Source organism: Prevotella melaninogenica (assembly GCF_013267595.1).
GTDB lineage: Bacteria > Bacteroidota > Bacteroidia > Bacteroidales > Bacteroidaceae > Prevotella > Prevotella melaninogenica_D.
Genome location: NZ_CP054011.1, coordinates 155,010 through 173,367 on the forward strand (window position 1 = coordinate 155,010; position 18,358 = coordinate 173,367).

Below are 18,358 nucleotides of genomic sequence, written 5' to 3' on the forward strand. Positions count from 1 at the left end.
GTTAAACATGAGTCAGAAGATTCGTATTAAGCTGAAGTCTTACGACCACCAGTTGGTTGACAAGTCAGCAGAGAAGATTGTGAAGGCTGTTAAGGCTACTGGCGCTATTGTTAGCGGTCCTATTCCATTGCCAACACACAAGCGTATTTACACTGTAAACCGCTCTACATTCGTTAACAAGAAGTCACGTGAGCAGTTCCAGCTCTCAGATTTCAAGCGTCTCATCGATATTTACAGCTCTACAGCAAAGACTGTTGACGCTTTGATGAAGCTTGAGTTGCCTTCAGGTGTAGAGGTTGAAATCAAGGTGTAGTCATCTGTTGACAAATAAGAAACAAATTAATACAAAAAGCATTTACATTCATTTTTAAATCATTAGTTGAAATGCCAGGATTATTAGGAAAGAAAATCGGAATGACATCCGTTTTCAGTGCCGACGGTAAGAATGTACCGTGCACTGTTATCGAAGCTGGTCCTTGTGTTGTAACCCAGGTTAAAACCGTTGAAAAGGATGGTTACAAGGCTGTTCAGTTAGGTTTCGGCGAGGCTAAGGAGAAGAGAACTTCTAAGCCACAGCAGGGACACTTTAAGAAAGCCGGCACAACACCAAAGAAGCACTTGGCCGAGTTCAAGTTTGACGAGGAGTATAACCTCGGTGACACTGTTACTGTTGAATTGTTCAGCAATGCTAAGTTCGTAGACGTTGTAGGTACATCTAAGGGTAAAGGTTTCCAGGGTGTTGTTAAGCGTCACGGATTCGGTGGTGTAGGTCAGTCTACTCACGGTCAGGATGACCGCGCACGTAAGCCGGGTTCTATTGGTGCTTGTTCTTACCCAGCTAAGGTCTTCAAGGGCATGCGCATGGGCGGCCAGATGGGAGGCGACAGAGTAACTACTCAGAACCTTCAGGTGTTAAAGGTTATTCCAGAGCACAATCTTATCCTTGTTAAGGGTAGTGTTGCTGGATGTAATGGTTCAACCGTAATAATTAAGAAGTAATGGATATTAACGTATTAGATATCAAAGGTCAGGAGACCGGCCGTAAGGTAACTCTTAACGAGAATATCTTCGGAATTGAGCCTAACGATCACGTCCTCTATCTCGCAGTTAAGCAGTATCTCGCTGATCAGCGTCAGGGTACAGCTAAGTCAAAGGAAAGAAGTGAGCACGCTGGTTCTACTCGTAAGTTGGGTCGTCAGAAGGGCGGCAGCGGTGCTCGTCGTGGTGATATCAATTCTCCAGTCCTCGTAGGTGGTGGTCGTGTATTCGGTCCTAAGCCACGTGATTACAGCTTCAAGCTGAATAAGAAGGTAAAGGTTCTTGCTCGTAAGTCTGCATTGGCTTATAAGGCACAGGATAATGCTATCGTTGTTGTTGAAGATTTCAATCTTGACGCTCCAAAGACTAAAGATTTTGTAAATATTGCAAAAAATCTTAAAGTTGATAGCAAGAAAGTTCTTCTTGTTTTGCCAGAAGTAGAGAAAAACGTATATTTGTCGGCTCGTAATCTACAGAAAGCTGAGGTTATGACAGCTGCTCAGGTAAATTCATACAAAGTTTTGAATGCTGACGTAGTTGTTATCACAGAGAACTCTCTGAAGGTTATCGACGAAATCTTAACCAAGTAATTATTAGGAGACAAGAAGAATTATGGGATTTATCATTAAACCAGTGGTCACTGAGAAGATGACCAAGTTGACTGACAAGTCTTCTGAGGATAAGGTTGTAAAGCACAAGGGTGAGAAGAGAACTATTTTGGCTCAGCCAAAGTATGGTTTTATCGTTAAGCCTGAGGCCAACAAGCTTGAGATTAAGAAAGAAGTTGAGGCTTTGTACAACGTTACAGTAGTAGATGTGAATACGATTCGTTACGCAGGTAAACGTCAGGCACGTTATACCAAGGCTGGTCTCGTTAAGGGACAGAAGAACGCATTCAAGAAGGCTATCGTCACTTTGAAGAATGGCGATTCAATCGATTTTTACAGCAATATTTAAATAAAAAATGGCAGTACGTAAATTAAACCCGGTTACTCCGGGACAAAGACACAAGGTTATTGGCACGTTCGAGGATATTACTGCATCCGTGCCAGAGAAGTCTCTCGTTTACGGTAAACGTTCTACCGGTGGTCGAAACAACACCGGTAAGATGACTGTTCGCTACATGGGCGGTGGTCACAAGAAGAAGTATCGTCTTATCGACTTCAAGCGAGAGAAAGATGGTGTTCCAGCTGTAGTGAAGACAATCGAGTATGATCCTAACAGATCAGCTCGCATTGCGCTGTTATACTATGCTGATGGTGAAAAACGTTACATTATTGCTCCTAACGGACTGCAGGTTGGTGCAACACTGATGTCTGGTGCTGAGGCAGCACCTGAGGTTGGTAATGCACTTCCTTTGGCTAACATTCCTGTTGGTACTGTAATTCATAATATTGAGTTACGTCCAGGTCAGGGTGCATTGCTCGTTCGTTCGGCTGGTAACTTTGCTCAGCTTACTTCTCGTGAAGGCAGTTATTGTGTTATTAAGCTCCCTTCTGGTGAAACACGCCAGATTTTGTCAGCTTGTAAGGCAACTGTAGGTAGTGTAGGTAACTCTGACCACGCTCTTGAGCAGTCTGGTAAGGCTGGTCGTTCTCGCTGGTTGGGACGTCGTCCTCACAACCGTGGTGTTGTTATGAACCCTGTTGATCACCCAATGGGTGGTGGTGAAGGTCGCCAGTCTGGTGGTCACCCACGTTCACGTAAGGGCTTGTACGCTAAGGGTCTTAAGACTCGTGCACCTAAGAAGCTTTCAAACAAGTACATTATTGAGAGAGCTAACAAGAAGTAATCAAAGTAATTAAGAGTAAATTATGAGTCGTTCATTAAAAAAAGGTCCATACATCAACGTATCACTCGAGAAGAAGATTCTTGCTATGAATGAGAGTGGTAAGCAGAATGTAGTTAAGACATGGGCCAGAGCATCAATGATTTCCCCTGATTTTGTGGGTCACACTGTTGCAGTTCATAACGGAAATAAATTTATCCCTGTTTACATTACTGAGAATATGGTAGGTCACAAGCTCGGAGAGTTCAGCCCTACACGCCGTTTCGGTGGTCACTCTGGTAATAATAAGAGGTAAGCAGGTCATAATCCATTTAGAAAATAGAAAAATATAATGGGAGCAAGAAAACATATAAAGGCTGAAGCTCGTAAAGAAGCTTTGAAAAGCCAGTATTTTGCAAAGCTCAAGGACTGTCCTTCTTCTCCACGTAAGATGCGCTATGTAGTAGACATGGTTCGTGGTATGGAAGTCAATCGTGCCCTTGGCGTGCTGAGATTCTCCAAGAAGGCAGCTGCTCAGAACGTTGAGAAACTTCTGCGTTCAGCTATCAACAACTGGGAGACAAAGAATGACCGCAAGGCTGAAGACGGTGAACTTTATATCTCTAAGATCTTCGTTGATGAAGGCGTTACAATGAAGCGCATGCGTCCTGCACCACAGGGCCGTGGCTACAGAATCCGCAAACGTTCTAACCACGTCACTCTTTTCGTTGATTCAAAGAATGACGCTAATAATGATGATAAATAAATAGTAGAATGGGACAGAAAGTTAATCCAATTAGCAACCGTCTTGGTATCATCCGCGGTTGGGAGTCAAATTGGTTCGGTGGCAAGAATTTCGGGGATAATCTCGTAGAGGATCGTAAGATTCGTACTTACTTGAACAAGCGTTTGGAAAAAGCAAGCGTTTCCCGTATTGTCATTGAGCGCACATTGAAGCTCGTCACCATTACTATTTGCACCGCTCGTCCGGGTATCGTTATCGGTAAAGGTGGTCAGGATGTTGATAAGCTTAAAGAAGAGTTGAAGAACCTTTTCAAGAAGGAAATTCAGATTAATATCTTCGAGGTTAAGAAACCTGAACTTGATGCAAACATCGTTGGTAACAATATCGCTCGCCAGGTAGAGGGTAAGATTGCTTACCGTCGTGCTATCAAGATGGCAGTCGCTAACACTATGCGTGCTGGTGCTGAGGGTATCAAAGTTCAAATTACAGGTCGTCTGAACGGTGCCGAAATGGCTCGTAAGGAAATGTTTAAGGAGGGTCGTACTCCTCTGCATACATTCCGTGCAGACATCGATTATTGTCAGACAGAAGCCCTTACAAAGGTTGGTCTGCTGGGTATTAAGGTATGGATTTGCCGTGGTGAAGTTTACAACAAGGTAGATCTTACTCCTAACTTTACTCAGGAGAAGAGCAATGGCCGTTCTAACAATGGTGGCCGTTCTGGAAGAGGTAATCGTAGAAGAAACAATAACCGTTAAAAGAAGAAGCTATCATGTTACAGCCAAAAAGAGTAAAATATAGAAGACCTCAAGACGGACGTGGCAATAAAGGCAACGCCCACAGAGGTACACAGCTGGCTTTCGGCTCATTCGGCATCAAGACACTTGAGGCTAAGTGGATCGACAGCCGTCAGATTGAGGCCGCTCGTATAGCAGTAAACCGCTATATGAACCGTCAGGGCCAGGTCTGGATTCGCATCTTCCCTGATAAGCCAATCACTCGTAAGCCTGCCGATGTTCGTATGGGTAAGGGTAAGGGTGATCCTGCAGGATGGGTTGCACCAGTTACTCCAGGTCGTGTTCTCTTTGAAGTAGAGGGCGTAAGCTTTGATATTGCAAAGGAGGCTCTCCGCCTCGCTGCACAGAAGCTGCCTGTTAAGACAAAGTTTATTGTTAGACGTGATTTCGATAAAAACGCTTAAGAAAGATGAAGATTAAAGAAGTAAAAGAACTCGAGACCAAGGATTTGGTTGAGAAAATTGAGAACGCTGAGACAGCTCTCGCAAAGATGAAGCTGAATCATCAGATTACTCCGCTTGAGAATCCATCTCAGATTAAGGCCGCTCGTCGTGATATTGCACGTATGAAAACAGAACTTTCTCAGAGAGAACTTAATAAATAACAATGGTCCAGATGGAAACAAGAAATTTAAGAAAAGTAAGACAGGGTGTCGTTATCAGCAACAAAATGGATAAAACCATCGTTATTGCAGCTAAGTTCAAGGAGAAGCACCCTATTTATGGTAAGTTTGTCCAGAAGACAAAGAAGTACCATGCTCATGACGAGAAGAATGAGGCTAATGTAGGTGATACAGTTCTCATTATGGAGACTCGTCCTCTTTCTAAGACAAAGAGATGGAGATTAGTTCAAATTGTAGAAAAAGCTAAGTAATTATGATACAGACAGAATCAAAACTTACAGTATGTGATAACAGCGGTGCTCGTGAAGCTAAGTGCATTCGTGTACTCGGTGGTACTCGCCGTCGTTACGCAAGTGTTGGTGACGTTATCGTAGTTGCTGTACAGAACGTCATCCCATCAAGTGAATTGAAAAAGGGTGCAGTATCAAAGGCTTTGATCGTTCGCACAAAGAAGGAAATTCGTCGTGCTGATGGTTCATACATCCGCTTCGATGATAATGCATGTGTATTGCTGAACAACGCTGGCGAAATTCGTGGTAGCCGTATCTTCGGCCCTGTTGCTCGTGAGTTGCGTGCAGTGAACATGAAGGTCGTTTCTTTGGCACCTGAGGTTCTTTAATTATTAAATAGAATAATAAAATGGCAAAATTCCATATAAAGAAAGACGATCAGGTCATTGTTCTTGCCGGTGCGGACAAGGGCAAGACTGGAAAGGTGCTTAAGGTCATCGCAGACAAGGAGCGTGCTATCGTTGAGGGCGTGAATATGGTCTCTAAGAGCACAAAACCTTCTGCTGCTAACCCTCAGGGTGGTATCGTTAAGCAGGAGGCTGCAATTCATATCTCAAATTTAAGTCTCATCGATCCGAAGAGCGGTAAGGCTACACGTATCAAGATTGAGCGTGAAGGCAAGACTGTTAAGCGTATCGCTAAAAAGTCAGGGGAGGAAATTAAGTAATGAATACAGCTCAGTTAAAGAAACAGTATAAGGAGCAGATTGCTCCTGCTTTGCAGAAGCAGTTTAACTATTCTTCAGCTATGCAGGTTCCTGTTTTGAAGAAGATTGTTATCAATCAGGGGCTTGGTGATGCAACTCAGGATAAGAAACTTATCGAGGTTGCAGTGAACGAGATTTCTTCTATCACAGGTCAGAAGGCTGTTGCAACATATTCTAAAAAGGATATTGCAAACTTCAAGTTGCGTAAGAAGATGCCTATTGGCGTTATGGTAACTCTGCGTCGTGAGCGTATGTATGAGTTCCTCGAGAAACTCGTTCGCGTATCTTTGCCACGTATCCGTGACTTCAAGGGTATCGAGAGCAAGTTCGATGGTCGTGGAAATTATACTCTCGGTATCACCGAGCAGATTATTTTCCCAGAGATTAATATCGATCAGGTTGACCGCATCCAGGGTATGAACATTACCTTCGTAACATCAGCTAAGACTGATGAAGAGGGTTATGCTTTGCTGAAGGGCTTCGGACTTCCATTCAAGAATGCTAAAAACGATTAATTGATATGGCAAAAGAATCAATGAAAGCTCGCGAGGTAAAGCGTGCAAAACTTGTTGCTCGCTATGCTGAGAAACGCGCTGCTCTGAAGAAGATTATCGCTACTTCAAATGATCCTGAAGAGGCTTATGAGGCTGCTCGCAAGTTGCAGTCTATTCCTAAGAATGCTAATCCAATCCGTTTGCACAATCGTTGCAAGATAACAGGACGTCCAAAGGGTTACATTCGTCAGTTCGGTCTCTCTCGTATCCAGTTCCGTGAGATGGCATCTCAGGGACTCATTCCAGGAGTTAAGAAGGCAAGCTGGTAAGCAAATATATCGACGCGGATAGTGAATTGTGAAAATTATTTTGTATCTTTGCAGTTCATTATCCGCTTTCAAGCGATTTTTTAATATTGTCGGGGTAGTCCCGATTAATTAAACATTTATATTTTATGACAGATCCAATAGCAGATTATCTGACAAGACTCAGAAACGCAATCATGGCTCATCACCGTGTTGTTGAGGTTCCTGCGTCTAACTTGAAGAAGTCTATTACTAAGATTCTCTTCGAGAAGGGTTACATCTTGAACTATAAGTTCATCGAGGATGGTCCCCAAGGTTCAATCAAGGTCGCACTTAAGTACGATCCTGTAACAAAGCAGAGCGCTATCAAGAAGTTGAAGCGTGTTTCTACCCCAGGTCTTCGCCAGTATACTGGTTACAAAGACATGCCGAGAGTAATTAACGGACTTGGAATTGCTATCCTTTCCACGTCTAAAGGTGTAATGACAGACAAGGAAGCTGCTGCAGAGAAGATCGGTGGTGAGGTTCTTTGCTATGTTTATTAATTGGAGGATTGAATATGTCAAGAATAGGAAAATTACCAATTAGTGTTCCAGCTGGCGTTACAGTTGCTCTTAACAATGGTGTTGTTACAGTAAAGGGTCCTAAGGGTGAACTTTCTCAGAAGGTAGATTCTTCTATTAAGACTATCATCGAGGAAGGTCAGGTAACATTCGAAATTGATGAGAATAGCCCAGTAAACTACAAGCAGAAGCAGGCTTTCCACGGTCTTTATCGTTCACTTGTAAACAACATGGTTGTTGGTGTAAGTGAGGGTTACAAAAAGACATTGGAACTTGTTGGTGTAGGTTATCGTGTTTCTAACCAGGGCAACTTGGTAGAGTTTTCTCTTGGTTATACTCACCCAATTTTTATTCAGCTTCCTTCAGAAGTTAAGGTTGAGACAAAGAGCGAGCGTAACCAGAATCCAATCATCACTCTTGAATCAGCTGACAAGCAGCTGCTTGGTCTCATCTGTGCAAAGATTCGTTCTTTCCGTAAGCCTGAGCCTTACAAGGGTAAGGGTGTCCTGTTCCAGGGTGAGGTTATTCGCAGAAAGTCTGGTAAGACAGCTGCAGCTAAGTAACTTTAATTCATCATTACGATTATGACAACAAAGAAAGAACAAAGAAGAATTAAGATAAAGTTCCGCATTCGTAAGAGTGTGAACGGTACTGCTGAGCGCCCACGTTTGAGTGTTTTCCGCAGTAATAAGCAGATTTATGCACAGGTTATTAACGATCTGACAGGAACAACCCTCGCTTCTGCTTCTTCACTTGGCCTTGAGAAGATGGCTAAGATAGATCAGGCTAAGAAGGTAGGTGCACTTGTTGCTGAGCATGCTAAGGCTGCTGGCGTAGAGCAGGTTGTTTTTGACCGTAACGGTTATCTCTATCACGGACGTGTACAGGCTTTGGCTGATGCTGCACGTGAGGGAGGACTTAAATTCTAAACGATTATGGCAATGAATAGAGTAAAAGTAAATAGTGATGTAGAACTGAAAGATCGCTTGGTTGCTATCAACCGTGTAACTAAGGTTACAAAGGGTGGTCGTACTTTCACATTCGCAGCTATCGTCGTTGTAGGTGACGGTAAGGGCGTTATTGGCTGGGGTCTTGGTAAGGCTGGTGAGGTTACTGCTGCTATCCAGAAGGGTACAGATTCAGCAAAGAAGAACCTTGTTAAGGTTCCTGTTTTGAAGGGTACTGTTCCTCATGAGGCAGAAGCTCGCTTCAGCGGTGCTCATGTTCTCCTTAAGCCAGCTGCAGCCGGTACTGGTTTGAAGGCTGGTGGTGCTATGCGTGCTGTTCTTGAGAGCGCAGGTGTTACTGACGTGATTGCAAAGTCAAAGGGTTCTTCTAACCCTCATAACCTTGTAAAGGCTACTATCGCTGCTCTCGCTGATATGCGTGACGCATATACAATCGCTGGTGAGCGTGGTATCAGCATGGATAAAGTATTTAACGGTTAATTTTAGGAGGTATTAAATTATGGCAACAATTAAGATTAAGCAGATTAAGAGCCGTATTGGTGCTCCTAAGGACCAGAAGGAAACTTTGCAGGCATTGGGACTTCGTAAGATTTCTCAAGTTGTTGAGGTAGAGGATACTCCAAGCTGCCGCGGTATGATCCGTAAGGTGCATCACCTGGTATCAGTAATTGATTAATTAATCTTTTAAAGAAAACAGTAATTATGAAATTAAATAATTTGAAACCAGCTGTTGGCTCTACACATTCACGTCGTCGTATTGGTCGTGGTCCAGGTTCTGGACTCGGTGGTACTTCTACTCGTGGTCACAAGGGTGCAAAGTCACGTTCTGGTTATAAGAAGAAGATTGGCTTTGAGGGTGGTCAGATGCCTCTCCAGCGTCGTGTACCGAAGGCTGGTTTCAAGAACATCAACCACAAGGAATATTTCGCTGTAAATCTTTCTACGCTTCAGGCACTTGCTGAGAAGAACAATCTTACTAAGATTGGTGTTGAGGAGCTTAAGGCTGCTGGACTTACCAATGGTAAGGAACTTGTTAAGGTTCTCGGTAATGGTGAATTGAAGGCTAAGTTGGAAGTTTCAGCAAATGCCTTCTCTAAGACTGCTGAAGAGGCTATCAAGGCAGTAGGTGGTAACACAACTATAATCTAAGTTAATGAAAAAGTTTATTGAGACACTGAAGAACTGTTGGAAAATTGAGGATTTGCGTCAGCGACTTCTCATTACTATTCTGTTCACAGCTATTTACCGGTTTGGGTCGTTTGTGGTGCTTCCTGGCATCAATCCCACCCTGTTGGAAAAATTGCAGGCACAGACCAAGGGCGGTCTTATGTCACTTTTGGACATGTTCTCCGGTGGTGCATTTTCTCATGCGTCAATCTTCGCATTAGGAATTATGCCATACATCTCAGCTTCTATCGTTATGCAGCTCCTTGCTGTCGCTGTACCTTATTTTCAGAAGATGCAGCGTGAAGGCGAGAGTGGCCATAAGAAGATAAATTGGTATACGCGTGTCCTGACAGTAGTGATTCTACTGTTTCAGGCACCGTCTTACCTGATGAACTTAAAAATGCAGGCCGCTGGTGCGTTGGCATCAGGTATTGATTGGACTACATTTATGATTCCAGCTACAATTATTCTTGCAGCTGGTTCAATGTTCATTCTTTGGCTCGGTGAGCGTATTACGGATAAGGGTGTCGGAAACGGTATCTCTATTATCATTATGATTGGTATCATTGCACGTCTGCCACAGGCGCTTATTTTGGAATTCGGTAATCGTGTTTCAGAAGCTATTGGTGGTGGTATTGTGATGCTTATCATTGAGATTATCATCCTTTATGCTGTTGTATGTGCGGCTATACTTCTTACACAGGGAACTCGCAAGATTCCTGTGCAGTATGCTAAGCGTGTTGTTGGAAATAAACAATATGGTGGTGCACGTCAGTATATTCCATTAAAACTTTTTGCAGCTAACGTAATGCCTATTATCTTTGCGCAAGCATTGATGTTTATTCCGTTGGCAATCGTTCAGTATTCATCTGATAGTACAAGTTCAGTACTTCAGTCTTTGATGAACACGAAAAGTTTGGCATATAACTGTATTTATGTGCTTCTTATCGTAGTGTTTACTTATTTCTATACTGCGATTACACTTAATCCAACTCAGATGGCTGAGGATATGAAACGTAATAACGGTTTTATCCCTGGCGTTAAACCTGGAAAGGATACTGCAGATTACATTGATACTGTTATGTCTCGTCTTACGGGACCAGGAGCTTTGTTTATCGCTTTTATTGCTATTATGCCAGCATTAGCAGGATATTTAAATGTTGCTGATGCATTTGGTCAGTTCTTTGGTGGTACTTCATTGTTGATTCTTGTTGGTGTTGTTATCGATACTCTCCAGCAGATTGAGTCACATTTGATGATGCGTCACTATGATGGACTTCTCAATTCTGGACATACACGTGGCAATAGTGGTGTTGCAGCCTATTAAATCTTTTTCTTAAGAAATGAGTATATTTCTAAAGACTGAAGATGAAATTGAACTCATGCGTGAGGCCAACCTGCTGGTCGGTAAAACGTTGGCAGAAGTTGGTCGTCATGTCAAGCCTGGTGTCACAACTCTCCAGTTAGATAAAATAGCTGAAGAGTTTATTCGTGACAATGGTGCTATACCCACATTCAAAGGTTATCCAAGTTCTTATGGACCTCCTTTCCCTGGCAGTATCTGTGCGTCTGTAAACGATGTTGTGGTACATGGGGTGCCAAGTGAGGATGTTGTTTTGAAAGATGGAGATATTATCTCTGTTGATTGTGGGACTTTACTTAATGGCTTCAACGGAGATAGTTGTTATACTTTTTGTGTTGGGGAAGTAAGTGAAGATGTCAAGAAGTTGCTTCGTACAACGAAGGAATCCCTTTATAAGGGTATTGAGGTAGCACAAGCAGGTCATCATGTAGGTGATATTGGTCAAGTGATTCAGGATTATTGCCAAGCACAAGGTTATGGTATAGTTCGTGAATTAACAGGACATGGTATTGGCCGTGAGATGCATGAGGAACCATCCGTTCCCAATTATGGTAAGCGTGGAAGTGGAGTATTGCTTAAGGCAGGAATGTGTATTGCGATAGAACCGATGGTAACTATGGGTAAACGAGAAATTGGTTTATTACCTGATCGTTGGAGTATCGTTACACGTGATCGTTATCCGGCAGTCCATTTTGAGCATACTATTGCGATTAGGGCTGGTAAGGCTGATATTTTATCTTCTTTTGAGGAAGTTGAACATTTAGAAGGACAAAATTTTTAATTAGTATATGGCAAAGCAAACTGCAATAGAGCAGGATGGAACAATTCTTGAAGCACTTTCAAATGCAATGTTCCGAGTGGAATTAGAGAATGGTGTTGACATCACCGCTCATATTTCCGGTAAAATGAGAATGCACTACATCAAGATTCTTCCTGGTGACAAGGTGAAGGTTGAGATGAGTCCATACGATCTAACTAAAGGTCGAATCGTTTTCAGATACAAATAAACAACATAGAGATATGAAGACAAGAGCATCATTAAAGAAGCGTACAGCTGACTGCAAGATCGTTCGTCGTAAGGGTCGTCTGTTCGTTATTAACAAGAAAAACCCTAAGTTCAAAACACGTCAGGGTTAAGTTAAAAAAGCGTAAAGAGTAAGATTTCTCGTAATTAATGCTTACCTTTGCGTGCTTTTTAGCGTTAAATGACATTTAATTATTTAATTATCAAACAATGGCAATAAGAATTGTTGGAGTAGATTTGCCCCAGAATAAGCGTGGCGAAATCGCATTGACCTATATCTATGGTATTGGTCGAAGTAGTTCAGCAAAGATATTGGATAAGGCTGGTATTAGCCGTGACCTGAAGGTCAGCGAGTGGTCTGATGACCAGGCAGCCAAGATCCGTGAAATTATCGGTGCTGAATTCAAAGTTGAAGGTGATCTCCGTTCTGAGATCCAAATGAACATCAAGCGCCTCATGGATATAGGTTGCTATCGTGGTGTTAGACATCGTAATGGTCTTCCTGTTCGCGGTCAGAGTACTAAGAACAATGCTCGTACCCGTAAGGGAAAGAAGAAGACTGTTGCTAATAAGAAGAAGGCTACTAAGTAATTCTAAGGAGGAAATTAATTATGGCAAAGAAATCAGCAACATCTAAAAAAAGAAATGTAAGAGTTGATGCGTTGGGACAGCTCCACGTACACAGCTCATTCAATAACATCATTGTATCTTTGGCTAACAACGAGGGTCAGGTTATCTCTTGGTCTTCGGCTGGTAAGATGGGATTCCGTGGATCAAAGAAGAATACTCCTTACGCTGCTCAGATGGCAGCAGAGGATTGCTCTAAGGTAGCTTTCAATCTCGGTCTTCGTAAGGTTAAGGCATTCGTTAAGGGTCCAGGTAACGGTCGTGAGAGCGCAATCCGTGCGGTGAATGCAGCAGGTATTCAGGTAACTGAAATCGTTGACGTTACTCCATTGCCACACAACGGCTGCCGTCCTCCAAAGCGTCGTCGTGTATAATCACATCTTATAACAATTAAAAGAATTCATATTAATTATGGCAAGATACATAGGTCCAAAATCACGAATTGCACGCCGTTTCGGTGAGCCAATTTTCGGCGCAGATAAGGTATTAGCTAAGAGAAACTTCCCTCCTGGACAGCACGGTAATAACCGTCGTCGCAAGGTGTCTGAGTATGGTGCTCAGCTTGCAGAGAAGCAGAAGGCTAAATACACTTATGGCGTTTTGGAGCGTCAGTTCCGTAATCTGTTCGATAAGGCTGCAAAGGCAGAGGGTATTACTGGTGAGGTTCTTCTTCAGAGCCTTGAGAGCCGTCTGGATAATGTAGTGTTCCGTCTTGGTATCGCTCCTACTCGTGCAGCTGCTCGTCAGCTCGTTAGCCACAAGCACATTGTTGTTAACGGTAATGTCGTAAATATTGCTTCATATCAGGTAAAGGCTGGTGACGTTGTTGGCGTTCGCGAGAAGGCTAAGTCACTTGAGGTTATCGAGGCAGCATTGGCAGGCTTCAACCACAGCAAGTATCCTTGGCTCGAGTGGGATGATAACGCTAAGTGCGGTAAGTTCCTCCATCGTCCAGACCGTGCTGACATCCCTGAGAACATTAAGGAGCAGTTAATCGTTGAGTTGTACTCTAAACAATAAAATTCATTAAATTAATGGCGATATTAGCATTTCAAAAACCTGATAAAGTAGTGATGCTGGAGGCCAATGACCATTTCGGCAAGTTCGAATTCCGTCCTCTTGAGCCAGGCTTTGGTGTTACCATTGGTAACGCTCTTCGCCGCATCCTCCTTTCATCGCTGGAAGGTTTCGCAATCAACACCATCCGTATAGCTGGTGTTGAGCACGAATTCTCTTCAGTTCCAGGTGTAAAGGAAGATGTTACCAACATCATCTTGAATCTCAAACAAGTTCGATTCAAGCAAGTAGTAGAAGAATTCGAGAATGAGAAAGTTAGTATCACCGTAGAGAATTCCACCGAATTCAAAGCAGGTGATATCGGTAAGTATCTGACTGGATTTGAAGTGTTAAACCCTGATTTGGTGATTTGTCATTTAGACTCCAAGGCTTCTATGCAGATTGATTTGACCATCAACAAGGGACGTGGTTACGTTCCTGCTGAGGAAAATCGCGAATACTGCACTGATGTAAACGTACTCCCAATCGATTCCATCTACACCCCAATTCGTAACGTAAAATATGCCGTTGAACCATATCGTGTTGAACAGAAGACCGACTATGACAAATTGGTTGTTGAAGTTACGACTGATGGTTCCATCCACCCAAAGGATGCACTGAAAGAGGCTGCAAAGATTCTTATTTATCACTTCATGTTGTTCTCTGATGAGAAGATTACTCTCGAGAATCCAGATCAGGAGGGCAACCAGGAGTTTGATGAGGAGGTTCTGCACATGCGCCAGCTCTTGAAGACCAAGTTGACCGACGCAAGTCTCAACTTGAGTGTTCGTGCACTCAACTGCTTGAAGGCAGCTGATGTAGAGACATTAGGCGACCTCGTACAGTACAATAAGACGGATCTTCTTAAGTTCCGTAACTTTGGTAAGAAATCGCTTTCTGAGCTTGATGATTTGCTCGAGAGTCTGAATCTGTCGTTTGGAACCGACATTACAAAGTATAAATTGGATAAAGAATAGTTGACGAGTTGTCTAAACGACAAGTTGACGGGTTTATCCACAACAAGTTAAAAACAAAATGAGACATAATAAGAAATTCAACCATTTGGGTCGTACTGCTGACCACCGCGCTGCGTTGCTTTCAAACTTGGCAGTTGCTTTGATTCTGAATCAGCACAAAAGAATCACTACGACTCTTGCTAAGGCAAAGGCTCTTAAGAAGTATGTTGAGCCGCTGATCACACGTTCTAAGAATGATACAACTAACTCACGTCGTGTTGTATTCCGTTATCTTCAGAACAAAGAGGCTGTTACTGAGCTTTTCAAGGAGATTTCAGTTAAGGTAGCTGATCGTCCAGGCGGTTATACTCGCGTTATCAAGCTCGGTACTCGTCAGGGTGACGCTGCTCAGATAGCATTTATTGAGCTTGTTGACTACAATGAGAATATGGCTAAGTCTCCAAAGGCTGAAGCTAAGAAGACTCGCCGTAGCCGTCGTTCTACAAAGAAGGCTGATGCACCTGCAGAGGCTGCTGAGAACGTTGCTGAAGAAGCAAAGGCTGAATAATCCGAATAGATTTTATCTCTATATAAAGAACTCCCGGTACTTAATGTATTGGGAGTTTTTTTTGTAGATTAAGCTTTTTACTTTAGCATTCTTGCTACATAGCCATTGTGGCGGAACCATTTATGTGCCCAGTTAGGTATCATAAAGATATAGCCAGAGATGTCCTCGTGTGGGGCACAGTCAAGTTGGTTGCTAATGATGTCTGCTGCTTCTTGTACAGATGTTCCGTATAAACGTGCTAATTCTTTACGTATAAGCGTATAAGTGATGTTACGGATAGTTGCAGCGTTGATGGGTTGATCACCTAACAGAGCTAATAATTCGTCTTTAGAAGGGATTTTTACCTTTGGTCCTACTCGTAGTCCTTCAAAGCAGTATTCACCATCTACCTTGTACATTGTAAATCCATCTTTATGGTTACGTTCGTTACGGTCCTCTGCCATTTGGCGTGCAATAGGGTGGGTGATGTGTTTTAGAATCTCAGTTATAATCGGTTGATGACGTAATTGTCCGTATGTATAGCCTTCTCCGTTGATACCTCCAGATCCTGCTGGGATGTCTGAGTCGGAGATTATGCATAACTCTTTTCTTTCTATTTATTCTTGTTTAAGTATTCTGATTAAATTTTAGTTCAAACTTTGTGTAGAAGTCCCTAACATAAATGAAATCGAAGATGCTGAAGCTTGTATGGTCGTATAGATTGTGGAAATGCTGATGAAGGTGTAAGTCGTAACTCCATTCTCGGTCTAACCCTTCATTCCAACAATCATCCGCATCTTGCATTCCCATGAGTTCCATATCTGTCTTGTCGTCTTCCTCTCCATGATATCCGTAAAAACTCATACAGCAACCATGTTTGCAATAGATGTCGTTATAACTTTCATCATTGAGAATCTCCCAAATCATTTCTGAATCTTCTGCTTGGAAAGGATTACTTTTCGAGTATTGTCTATCTTTTCCTAAGAATATCTTACACTCTACACCCCAAACAGCAAACTACTACCGCTATCTGCCAACATTTTCTTTGTGTTGTAATACAACTCTTTACTTTGTTGATAGTTTTTAATTACTACTTCTTTCAGTGTTTCGTTGAATTCCTTTAACAGCTGATAGTTTTCAGCTGTTGGCTTGAATAGTTGGTTAAGGTGCATTCGACGATTAAAGATGAGATTTTGGTATAAGTGACAAAAAGAGACCTAAAATCTTTTGTAATCCATTTATTTCACGAAGGAGGGTGTGTTCATAATTGACACACCCTCTTTCAATAATCTAACGAAAACAATCTTGAGGCAGGTGAGCACAAGTTTATTGGGTGTTTTTACCCACTTGCTTCTTCATAGCGTTTATTGATGCCTCTTTATTCTGCAAGTCTCCCTATTAGTAGTTAGGACCTTCGCCAAAGTTTGGAGCCCCCTTGTCGTACCACACCCTTTCAGAGTTAAGCAGTTCAGGTCTTTGTCCATCTGTAAAGGTGAATCCTTGCTGCGTCATCGCAGTTTCAATAATAGTACGCATTTTATCGGCTGGATCGGGTTGAGCGATATAGAATCGGCGAGGCAACTCAGTGTTGGGCTTCATTGTAATCCAAGGAATGAGCGAACTACCAACTTTAGGAACGCCAGAGCGGCGCACTGTTACAAACTGCTCAAGTGGTTGATAGAAGAAATGTAGATACAATTGGATGTAAACCTTCTCTAAATCGCTTGGAACACTACCTGTTAGTTGGTAGTCAGAATTAGCCATCATCGTAGCAATGGCTGCATCATCGTAGATAACAGGCTCGTCTAACTTGTCGTTACAATGTGCCTTATCATAATAAGGTATTTTGTTCAGTATCGCTAAACGGTTATAAGCCTTAGCTGAAGCCTCAACGCCAAGTTTGAAATATTCGGCTGCAGTATGAGGCAAGTTAGCACCCAGTAACTTAAACTCAGTCAGATAGAGGTTCATTTCAGCTGTGGAAAGGGTCATCTCGTAAAGTGGGTTATCTTCAGTGTCTTGTACCACCTTACCTTTTGGAGCTGTTGGGAAAGTGAAGTCAACGCGACCACGCACTAATTCCTCGTTAAAGTACGATAGCGGTGAGTAGGTTTTCGTTTTTTCTCCGTCAGTTACTTTCCATCTGGTTGTTACAAAATAATTGTTGACGCCAGTGTATTCTGTCTTTTCAGATATAGCTATACCGATAGGTAATCCCTGATAGCGCACCCATGGTTCCCCATCACCTTTCCAACTGTCGAAATGTTTCTTGCCAGAAGCATCTGTGGTATAGTTCACCTGGTCTAAAATATATTTAGGAATAGCACAGTTATTATCCCCTCTTGCTTGTGCATCAAAGAATGCTTGTACTACCTCAGAGTTGAAATCGTTTTTGGTAAACATCACCAGCATACGTGGATCTTTGTTACGTTTCATGAAGTCGATAACGTTTTTGCTGCTAATACCTAAGTTCACACTATTATCACTTCCATAGGTGTTGTTGCCACCATCTCCACCTGTACCTTTATTATATACATAGTCGTCTGCAATAGATTGCATTACGTTTGCATCATCAGCACCCACTTCTTCTGCTATTTTTAAGGCTTTAGCTTTGTTTTGGTGAAGAAGTCTTACTGCAATTTTAAGTTTTATGCCGTTTACAAATTTCACCCATTTCTTAGTATCTCCCCCGTAGGCTAAGTCATTGTCTCCAACACTTATCTGCGTTATCGTTGACTTCAGCTTATCCAGATCGGTGTTTAGTTCAGTCAACCATTGGTCGAATAGACTCTCTTGCGATTCGTAGTTAGGAGTTAATGTGCCCTCATACTTGGCTTGTGCAGCTTCAGAGTAAGGTCTTGAACCAAAGAGGTCGGTATCGAACAGTCCCATGTAAACTGTTAGAGCGTTTGCCATAGCCGAAAGGTGTGAGTATTGAGCAGCTTTGTTAGCTGGCATCTTATCGATAGTAGCTTTAATATCGTTCTCGTATCGTTTAACATAAATAAGTTGAGAACCCACACCGCCCAGTTCAGCCAACTTGTTATACAAGTCATTAAAACTACTTGATGGTGAATATGCCTGAACTATTTTTGACGTGTAAGCCCCATCGTAATACCACAGCAGGTAATCGAAGGGTTGGTATTGCACCTGTTCCTGAGTAAACAAGAACACAGGATTTCCTTCGGCGATAGTCGATGGGTCAGTATTTATTTTTGCGTATTCGCTTTCGCTGCATCCTGTTACCAGTACCATGCATGTGGCACATATACCAAAGGCGAGCGACTTGAATTTTATAATATTCTGTTTCATAATGAAAGGC

33 protein-coding genes are annotated in these 18,358 nt (G+C 42.5%); 30 read left to right on the top strand and 3 right to left on the bottom strand.

Translation table 11 applies throughout. The features are described 5' to 3' along the window. Positions 1 to 7 precede the first annotated feature (7 nt). The 30 genes from rpsJ (at position 8) to rplQ (ending at position 15,057) form a co-directional block, all read left to right on the top strand. Positions 8 to 313 carry a 30S ribosomal protein S10 gene (gene rpsJ / locus FIU21_RS05815; protein WP_004352787.1) on the top strand — a complete coding sequence of 102 codons (306 nt, stop codon included), beginning with the start codon at positions 8 to 10 and terminating at the stop codon, positions 311 to 313. Positions 314 to 384: 71 nt separating this feature from the next. Beyond that, positions 385 to 999, top strand: coding sequence for a 50S ribosomal protein L3 (rplC, locus tag FIU21_RS05820; protein ID WP_004361607.1), 615 nt, complete (start codon positions 385 to 387; stop codon positions 997 to 999). Beyond that, positions 999 to 1,628: a 50S ribosomal protein L4 gene (gene rplD / locus FIU21_RS05825; protein ID WP_004361608.1), complete on the top strand. Its 630-nt coding sequence runs from the start codon at positions 999 to 1,001 to the stop codon at positions 1,626 to 1,628. The genes rplC and rplD overlap by 1 nt, the downstream gene beginning before the upstream one ends. Before the next feature lie 22 nt (positions 1,629 to 1,650). Then, entirely contained in the window at positions 1,651 to 1,995 is a 345-nt protein-coding gene (gene rplW / locus FIU21_RS05830; RefSeq protein WP_004361609.1) for a 50S ribosomal protein L23, read from the top strand. Positions 1,996 to 2,002: 7 nt separating this feature from the next. Continuing rightward, positions 2,003 to 2,830: a 50S ribosomal protein L2 gene (gene rplB / locus FIU21_RS05835; RefSeq protein WP_004361610.1), complete on the top strand. Its 828-nt coding sequence runs from the start codon at positions 2,003 to 2,005 to the stop codon at positions 2,828 to 2,830. A 22-nt stretch (positions 2,831 to 2,852) separates the two neighbouring features. After that, a complete protein-coding gene (gene rpsS, locus FIU21_RS05840; RefSeq protein ID WP_004361611.1) occupies positions 2,853 to 3,122 on the top strand; it encodes a 30S ribosomal protein S19 in 270 nt (89 codons plus the stop codon). A 36-nt stretch (positions 3,123 to 3,158) separates the two neighbouring features. Next, complete coding sequence (rplV, locus tag FIU21_RS05845; RefSeq protein ID WP_004361612.1) at positions 3,159 to 3,572, top strand: 50S ribosomal protein L22; 414 nt, start codon at positions 3,159 to 3,161, stop codon at positions 3,570 to 3,572. A gap of 8 nt (positions 3,573 to 3,580) precedes the next feature. After that, on the top strand, positions 3,581 to 4,309 hold the full coding sequence (gene rpsC / locus FIU21_RS05850) for a 30S ribosomal protein S3 (RefSeq protein WP_004352815.1): 729 nt from the start codon (positions 3,581 to 3,583) through the stop codon (positions 4,307 to 4,309). 14 nt (positions 4,310 to 4,323) lie between these two features. After that, the gene (gene rplP, locus FIU21_RS05855) at positions 4,324 to 4,752 is read left to right on the top strand and encodes a 50S ribosomal protein L16 (RefSeq protein WP_004361613.1); all 429 of its coding nucleotides are present in this window, start codon (positions 4,324 to 4,326) and stop codon (positions 4,750 to 4,752) included. Between the two features lie 5 nt (positions 4,753 to 4,757). Next, positions 4,758 to 4,952, top strand: a complete 195-nt coding sequence (rpmC, locus tag FIU21_RS05860; protein ID WP_004361614.1) for a 50S ribosomal protein L29 — start codon at positions 4,758 to 4,760, stop codon at positions 4,950 to 4,952. 2 nt (positions 4,953 to 4,954) lie between these two features. Continuing rightward, positions 4,955 to 5,221 (top strand): 30S ribosomal protein S17, encoded by a 267-nt coding sequence (gene rpsQ, locus FIU21_RS05865; protein WP_004361615.1) that lies wholly within the window; start codon positions 4,955 to 4,957, stop codon positions 5,219 to 5,221. Between the two features lie 2 nt (positions 5,222 to 5,223). Further along, a complete protein-coding gene (gene rplN / locus FIU21_RS05870) occupies positions 5,224 to 5,589 on the top strand; it encodes a 50S ribosomal protein L14 (protein ID WP_004361616.1) in 366 nt (121 codons plus the stop codon). Positions 5,590 to 5,609: 20 nt separating this feature from the next. Beyond that, positions 5,610 to 5,927 (top strand): 50S ribosomal protein L24, encoded by a 318-nt coding sequence (gene rplX / locus FIU21_RS05875; RefSeq protein ID WP_004361617.1) that lies wholly within the window; start codon positions 5,610 to 5,612, stop codon positions 5,925 to 5,927. Beyond that, a complete protein-coding gene (rplE, locus tag FIU21_RS05880) occupies positions 5,927 to 6,481 on the top strand; it encodes a 50S ribosomal protein L5 (protein ID WP_004361618.1) in 555 nt (184 codons plus the stop codon). The genes rplX and rplE overlap by 1 nt, the downstream gene beginning before the upstream one ends. Positions 6,482 to 6,486: 5 nt before the next feature. Continuing rightward, entirely contained in the window at positions 6,487 to 6,789 is a 303-nt protein-coding gene (gene rpsN, locus FIU21_RS05885) for a 30S ribosomal protein S14 (RefSeq protein WP_004361619.1), read from the top strand. 125 nt (positions 6,790 to 6,914) lie between these two features. Then, complete coding sequence (rpsH, locus tag FIU21_RS05890) at positions 6,915 to 7,310, top strand: 30S ribosomal protein S8 (RefSeq protein WP_004361620.1); 396 nt, start codon at positions 6,915 to 6,917, stop codon at positions 7,308 to 7,310. A gap of 14 nt (positions 7,311 to 7,324) precedes the next feature. Next, the gene (rplF, locus tag FIU21_RS05895) at positions 7,325 to 7,891 is read left to right on the top strand and encodes a 50S ribosomal protein L6 (protein ID WP_004361621.1); all 567 of its coding nucleotides are present in this window, start codon (positions 7,325 to 7,327) and stop codon (positions 7,889 to 7,891) included. Positions 7,892 to 7,912: 21 nt separating this feature from the next. After that, entirely contained in the window at positions 7,913 to 8,257 is a 345-nt protein-coding gene (rplR, locus tag FIU21_RS05900; RefSeq protein WP_004352769.1) for a 50S ribosomal protein L18, read from the top strand. 6 nt (positions 8,258 to 8,263) lie between these two features. Then, positions 8,264 to 8,776, top strand: a complete 513-nt coding sequence (gene rpsE, locus FIU21_RS05905; RefSeq protein ID WP_004361622.1) for a 30S ribosomal protein S5 — start codon at positions 8,264 to 8,266, stop codon at positions 8,774 to 8,776. A gap of 19 nt (positions 8,777 to 8,795) precedes the next feature. Beyond that, positions 8,796 to 8,972, top strand: a complete 177-nt coding sequence (gene rpmD, locus FIU21_RS05910; RefSeq protein WP_004361623.1) for a 50S ribosomal protein L30 — start codon at positions 8,796 to 8,798, stop codon at positions 8,970 to 8,972. Positions 8,973 to 8,998: 26 nt separating this feature from the next. Then, positions 8,999 to 9,445, top strand: a complete 447-nt coding sequence (rplO, locus tag FIU21_RS05915) for a 50S ribosomal protein L15 (protein WP_004361624.1) — start codon at positions 8,999 to 9,001, stop codon at positions 9,443 to 9,445. 4 nt (positions 9,446 to 9,449) lie between these two features. After that, positions 9,450 to 10,790 carry a preprotein translocase subunit SecY gene (secY, locus tag FIU21_RS05920; protein ID WP_004361625.1) on the top strand — a complete coding sequence of 447 codons (1,341 nt, stop codon included), beginning with the start codon at positions 9,450 to 9,452 and terminating at the stop codon, positions 10,788 to 10,790. Positions 10,791 to 10,806: 16 nt separating this feature from the next. Next, a complete protein-coding gene (gene map / locus FIU21_RS05925) occupies positions 10,807 to 11,607 on the top strand; it encodes a type I methionyl aminopeptidase (RefSeq protein WP_004361626.1) in 801 nt (266 codons plus the stop codon). Positions 11,608 to 11,614: 7 nt separating this feature from the next. Continuing rightward, positions 11,615 to 11,833 (top strand): translation initiation factor IF-1, encoded by a 219-nt coding sequence (infA, locus tag FIU21_RS05930; protein WP_004352768.1) that lies wholly within the window; start codon positions 11,615 to 11,617, stop codon positions 11,831 to 11,833. 13 nt (positions 11,834 to 11,846) lie between these two features. After that, positions 11,847 to 11,963 carry a type B 50S ribosomal protein L36 gene (gene ykgO, locus FIU21_RS05935; RefSeq protein ID WP_004361627.1) on the top strand — a complete coding sequence of 39 codons (117 nt, stop codon included), beginning with the start codon at positions 11,847 to 11,849 and terminating at the stop codon, positions 11,961 to 11,963. 97 nt (positions 11,964 to 12,060) lie between these two features. Further along, positions 12,061 to 12,441: a 30S ribosomal protein S13 gene (rpsM, locus tag FIU21_RS05940; RefSeq protein ID WP_004361628.1), complete on the top strand. Its 381-nt coding sequence runs from the start codon at positions 12,061 to 12,063 to the stop codon at positions 12,439 to 12,441. A 20-nt stretch (positions 12,442 to 12,461) separates the two neighbouring features. Then, positions 12,462 to 12,851: a 30S ribosomal protein S11 gene (gene rpsK, locus FIU21_RS05945; protein ID WP_004361629.1), complete on the top strand. Its 390-nt coding sequence runs from the start codon at positions 12,462 to 12,464 to the stop codon at positions 12,849 to 12,851. Between the two features lie 37 nt (positions 12,852 to 12,888). Continuing rightward, positions 12,889 to 13,497, top strand: a complete 609-nt coding sequence (gene rpsD, locus FIU21_RS05950; RefSeq protein ID WP_004361630.1) for a 30S ribosomal protein S4 — start codon at positions 12,889 to 12,891, stop codon at positions 13,495 to 13,497. Between the two features lie 14 nt (positions 13,498 to 13,511). Beyond that, on the top strand, positions 13,512 to 14,510 hold the full coding sequence (locus FIU21_RS05955; RefSeq protein WP_004361631.1) for a DNA-directed RNA polymerase subunit alpha: 999 nt from the start codon (positions 13,512 to 13,514) through the stop codon (positions 14,508 to 14,510). A 58-nt stretch (positions 14,511 to 14,568) separates the two neighbouring features. Continuing rightward, the gene (gene rplQ, locus FIU21_RS05960; RefSeq protein WP_004361632.1) at positions 14,569 to 15,057 is read left to right on the top strand and encodes a 50S ribosomal protein L17; all 489 of its coding nucleotides are present in this window, start codon (positions 14,569 to 14,571) and stop codon (positions 15,055 to 15,057) included. Positions 15,058 to 15,134: 77 nt separating this feature from the next. On the opposite strand, the gene FIU21_RS05965 is transcribed toward rplQ, so the two are convergent. The 3 genes from FIU21_RS05965 to FIU21_RS05975 all read right to left on the bottom strand — a co-directional run bounded on the left by FIU21_RS05965 (position 15,135) and on the right by FIU21_RS05975 (position 18,348). Further along, a complete protein-coding gene (locus FIU21_RS05965; RefSeq protein WP_004361633.1) occupies positions 15,135 to 15,500 on the bottom strand; it encodes a hypothetical protein in 366 nt (121 codons plus the stop codon). A gap of 163 nt (positions 15,501 to 15,663) precedes the next feature. Further along, entirely contained in the window at positions 15,664 to 15,900 is a 237-nt protein-coding gene (locus tag FIU21_RS05970; RefSeq protein ID WP_172891331.1) for a hypothetical protein, read from the bottom strand. Between the two features lie 534 nt (positions 15,901 to 16,434). After that, on the bottom strand, positions 16,435 to 18,348 hold the full coding sequence (locus FIU21_RS05975) for a SusD/RagB family nutrient-binding outer membrane lipoprotein (RefSeq protein WP_004361636.1): 1,914 nt from the start codon (positions 18,346 to 18,348) through the stop codon (positions 16,435 to 16,437). Between the last annotated feature and the right edge of the window lie 10 nt (positions 18,349 to 18,358).

Bases quoted from the DNA above. Each gene is read 5' to 3' on its own strand.
- rpsJ (WP_004352787.1), top strand. From the start codon at position 8: ATGAGTCAGAAGATTCGTATTAAGCTGAAGTCTTACGACCACCAGTTG.
- rplC (WP_004361607.1), top strand. From the start codon at position 385: ATGCCAGGATTATTAGGAAAGAAAATCGGAATGACATCCGTTTTCAGT.
- rplD (WP_004361608.1), top strand. From the start codon at position 999: ATGGATATTAACGTATTAGATATCAAAGGTCAGGAGACCGGCCGTAAG.
- rplW (WP_004361609.1), top strand. From the start codon at position 1,651: ATGGGATTTATCATTAAACCAGTGGTCACTGAGAAGATGACCAAGTTG.
- rplB (WP_004361610.1), top strand. From the start codon at position 2,003: ATGGCAGTACGTAAATTAAACCCGGTTACTCCGGGACAAAGACACAAG.
- rpsS (WP_004361611.1), top strand. From the start codon at position 2,853: ATGAGTCGTTCATTAAAAAAAGGTCCATACATCAACGTATCACTCGAG.
- rplV (WP_004361612.1), top strand. From the start codon at position 3,159: ATGGGAGCAAGAAAACATATAAAGGCTGAAGCTCGTAAAGAAGCTTTG.
- rpsC (WP_004352815.1), top strand. From the start codon at position 3,581: ATGGGACAGAAAGTTAATCCAATTAGCAACCGTCTTGGTATCATCCGC.
- rplP (WP_004361613.1), top strand. From the start codon at position 4,324: ATGTTACAGCCAAAAAGAGTAAAATATAGAAGACCTCAAGACGGACGT.
- rpmC (WP_004361614.1), top strand. From the start codon at position 4,758: ATGAAGATTAAAGAAGTAAAAGAACTCGAGACCAAGGATTTGGTTGAG.
- rpsQ (WP_004361615.1), top strand. From the start codon at position 4,955: ATGGTCCAGATGGAAACAAGAAATTTAAGAAAAGTAAGACAGGGTGTC.
- rplN (WP_004361616.1), top strand. From the start codon at position 5,224: ATGATACAGACAGAATCAAAACTTACAGTATGTGATAACAGCGGTGCT.
- rplX (WP_004361617.1), top strand. From the start codon at position 5,610: ATGGCAAAATTCCATATAAAGAAAGACGATCAGGTCATTGTTCTTGCC.
- rplE (WP_004361618.1), top strand. From the start codon at position 5,927: ATGAATACAGCTCAGTTAAAGAAACAGTATAAGGAGCAGATTGCTCCT.
- rpsN (WP_004361619.1), top strand. From the start codon at position 6,487: ATGGCAAAAGAATCAATGAAAGCTCGCGAGGTAAAGCGTGCAAAACTT.
- rpsH (WP_004361620.1), top strand. From the start codon at position 6,915: ATGACAGATCCAATAGCAGATTATCTGACAAGACTCAGAAACGCAATC.
- rplF (WP_004361621.1), top strand. From the start codon at position 7,325: ATGTCAAGAATAGGAAAATTACCAATTAGTGTTCCAGCTGGCGTTACA.
- rplR (WP_004352769.1), top strand. From the start codon at position 7,913: ATGACAACAAAGAAAGAACAAAGAAGAATTAAGATAAAGTTCCGCATT.
- rpsE (WP_004361622.1), top strand. From the start codon at position 8,264: ATGGCAATGAATAGAGTAAAAGTAAATAGTGATGTAGAACTGAAAGAT.
- rpmD (WP_004361623.1), top strand. From the start codon at position 8,796: ATGGCAACAATTAAGATTAAGCAGATTAAGAGCCGTATTGGTGCTCCT.
- rplO (WP_004361624.1), top strand. From the start codon at position 8,999: ATGAAATTAAATAATTTGAAACCAGCTGTTGGCTCTACACATTCACGT.
- secY (WP_004361625.1), top strand. From the start codon at position 9,450: ATGAAAAAGTTTATTGAGACACTGAAGAACTGTTGGAAAATTGAGGAT.
- map (WP_004361626.1), top strand. From the start codon at position 10,807: ATGAGTATATTTCTAAAGACTGAAGATGAAATTGAACTCATGCGTGAG.
- infA (WP_004352768.1), top strand. From the start codon at position 11,615: ATGGCAAAGCAAACTGCAATAGAGCAGGATGGAACAATTCTTGAAGCA.
- ykgO (WP_004361627.1), top strand. From the start codon at position 11,847: ATGAAGACAAGAGCATCATTAAAGAAGCGTACAGCTGACTGCAAGATC.
- rpsM (WP_004361628.1), top strand. From the start codon at position 12,061: ATGGCAATAAGAATTGTTGGAGTAGATTTGCCCCAGAATAAGCGTGGC.
- rpsK (WP_004361629.1), top strand. From the start codon at position 12,462: ATGGCAAAGAAATCAGCAACATCTAAAAAAAGAAATGTAAGAGTTGAT.
- rpsD (WP_004361630.1), top strand. From the start codon at position 12,889: ATGGCAAGATACATAGGTCCAAAATCACGAATTGCACGCCGTTTCGGT.
- FIU21_RS05955 (WP_004361631.1), top strand. From the start codon at position 13,512: ATGGCGATATTAGCATTTCAAAAACCTGATAAAGTAGTGATGCTGGAG.
- rplQ (WP_004361632.1), top strand. From the start codon at position 14,569: ATGAGACATAATAAGAAATTCAACCATTTGGGTCGTACTGCTGACCAC.
- FIU21_RS05965 (WP_004361633.1), bottom strand. From the start codon at position 15,500: ATGGCAGAGGACCGTAACGAACGTAACCATAAAGATGGATTTACAATG.
- FIU21_RS05970 (WP_172891331.1), bottom strand. From the start codon at position 15,900: ATGAGTTTTTACGGATATCATGGAGAGGAAGACGACAAGACAGATATG.
- FIU21_RS05975 (WP_004361636.1), bottom strand. From the start codon at position 18,348: ATGAAACAGAATATTATAAAATTCAAGTCGCTCGCCTTTGGTATATGT.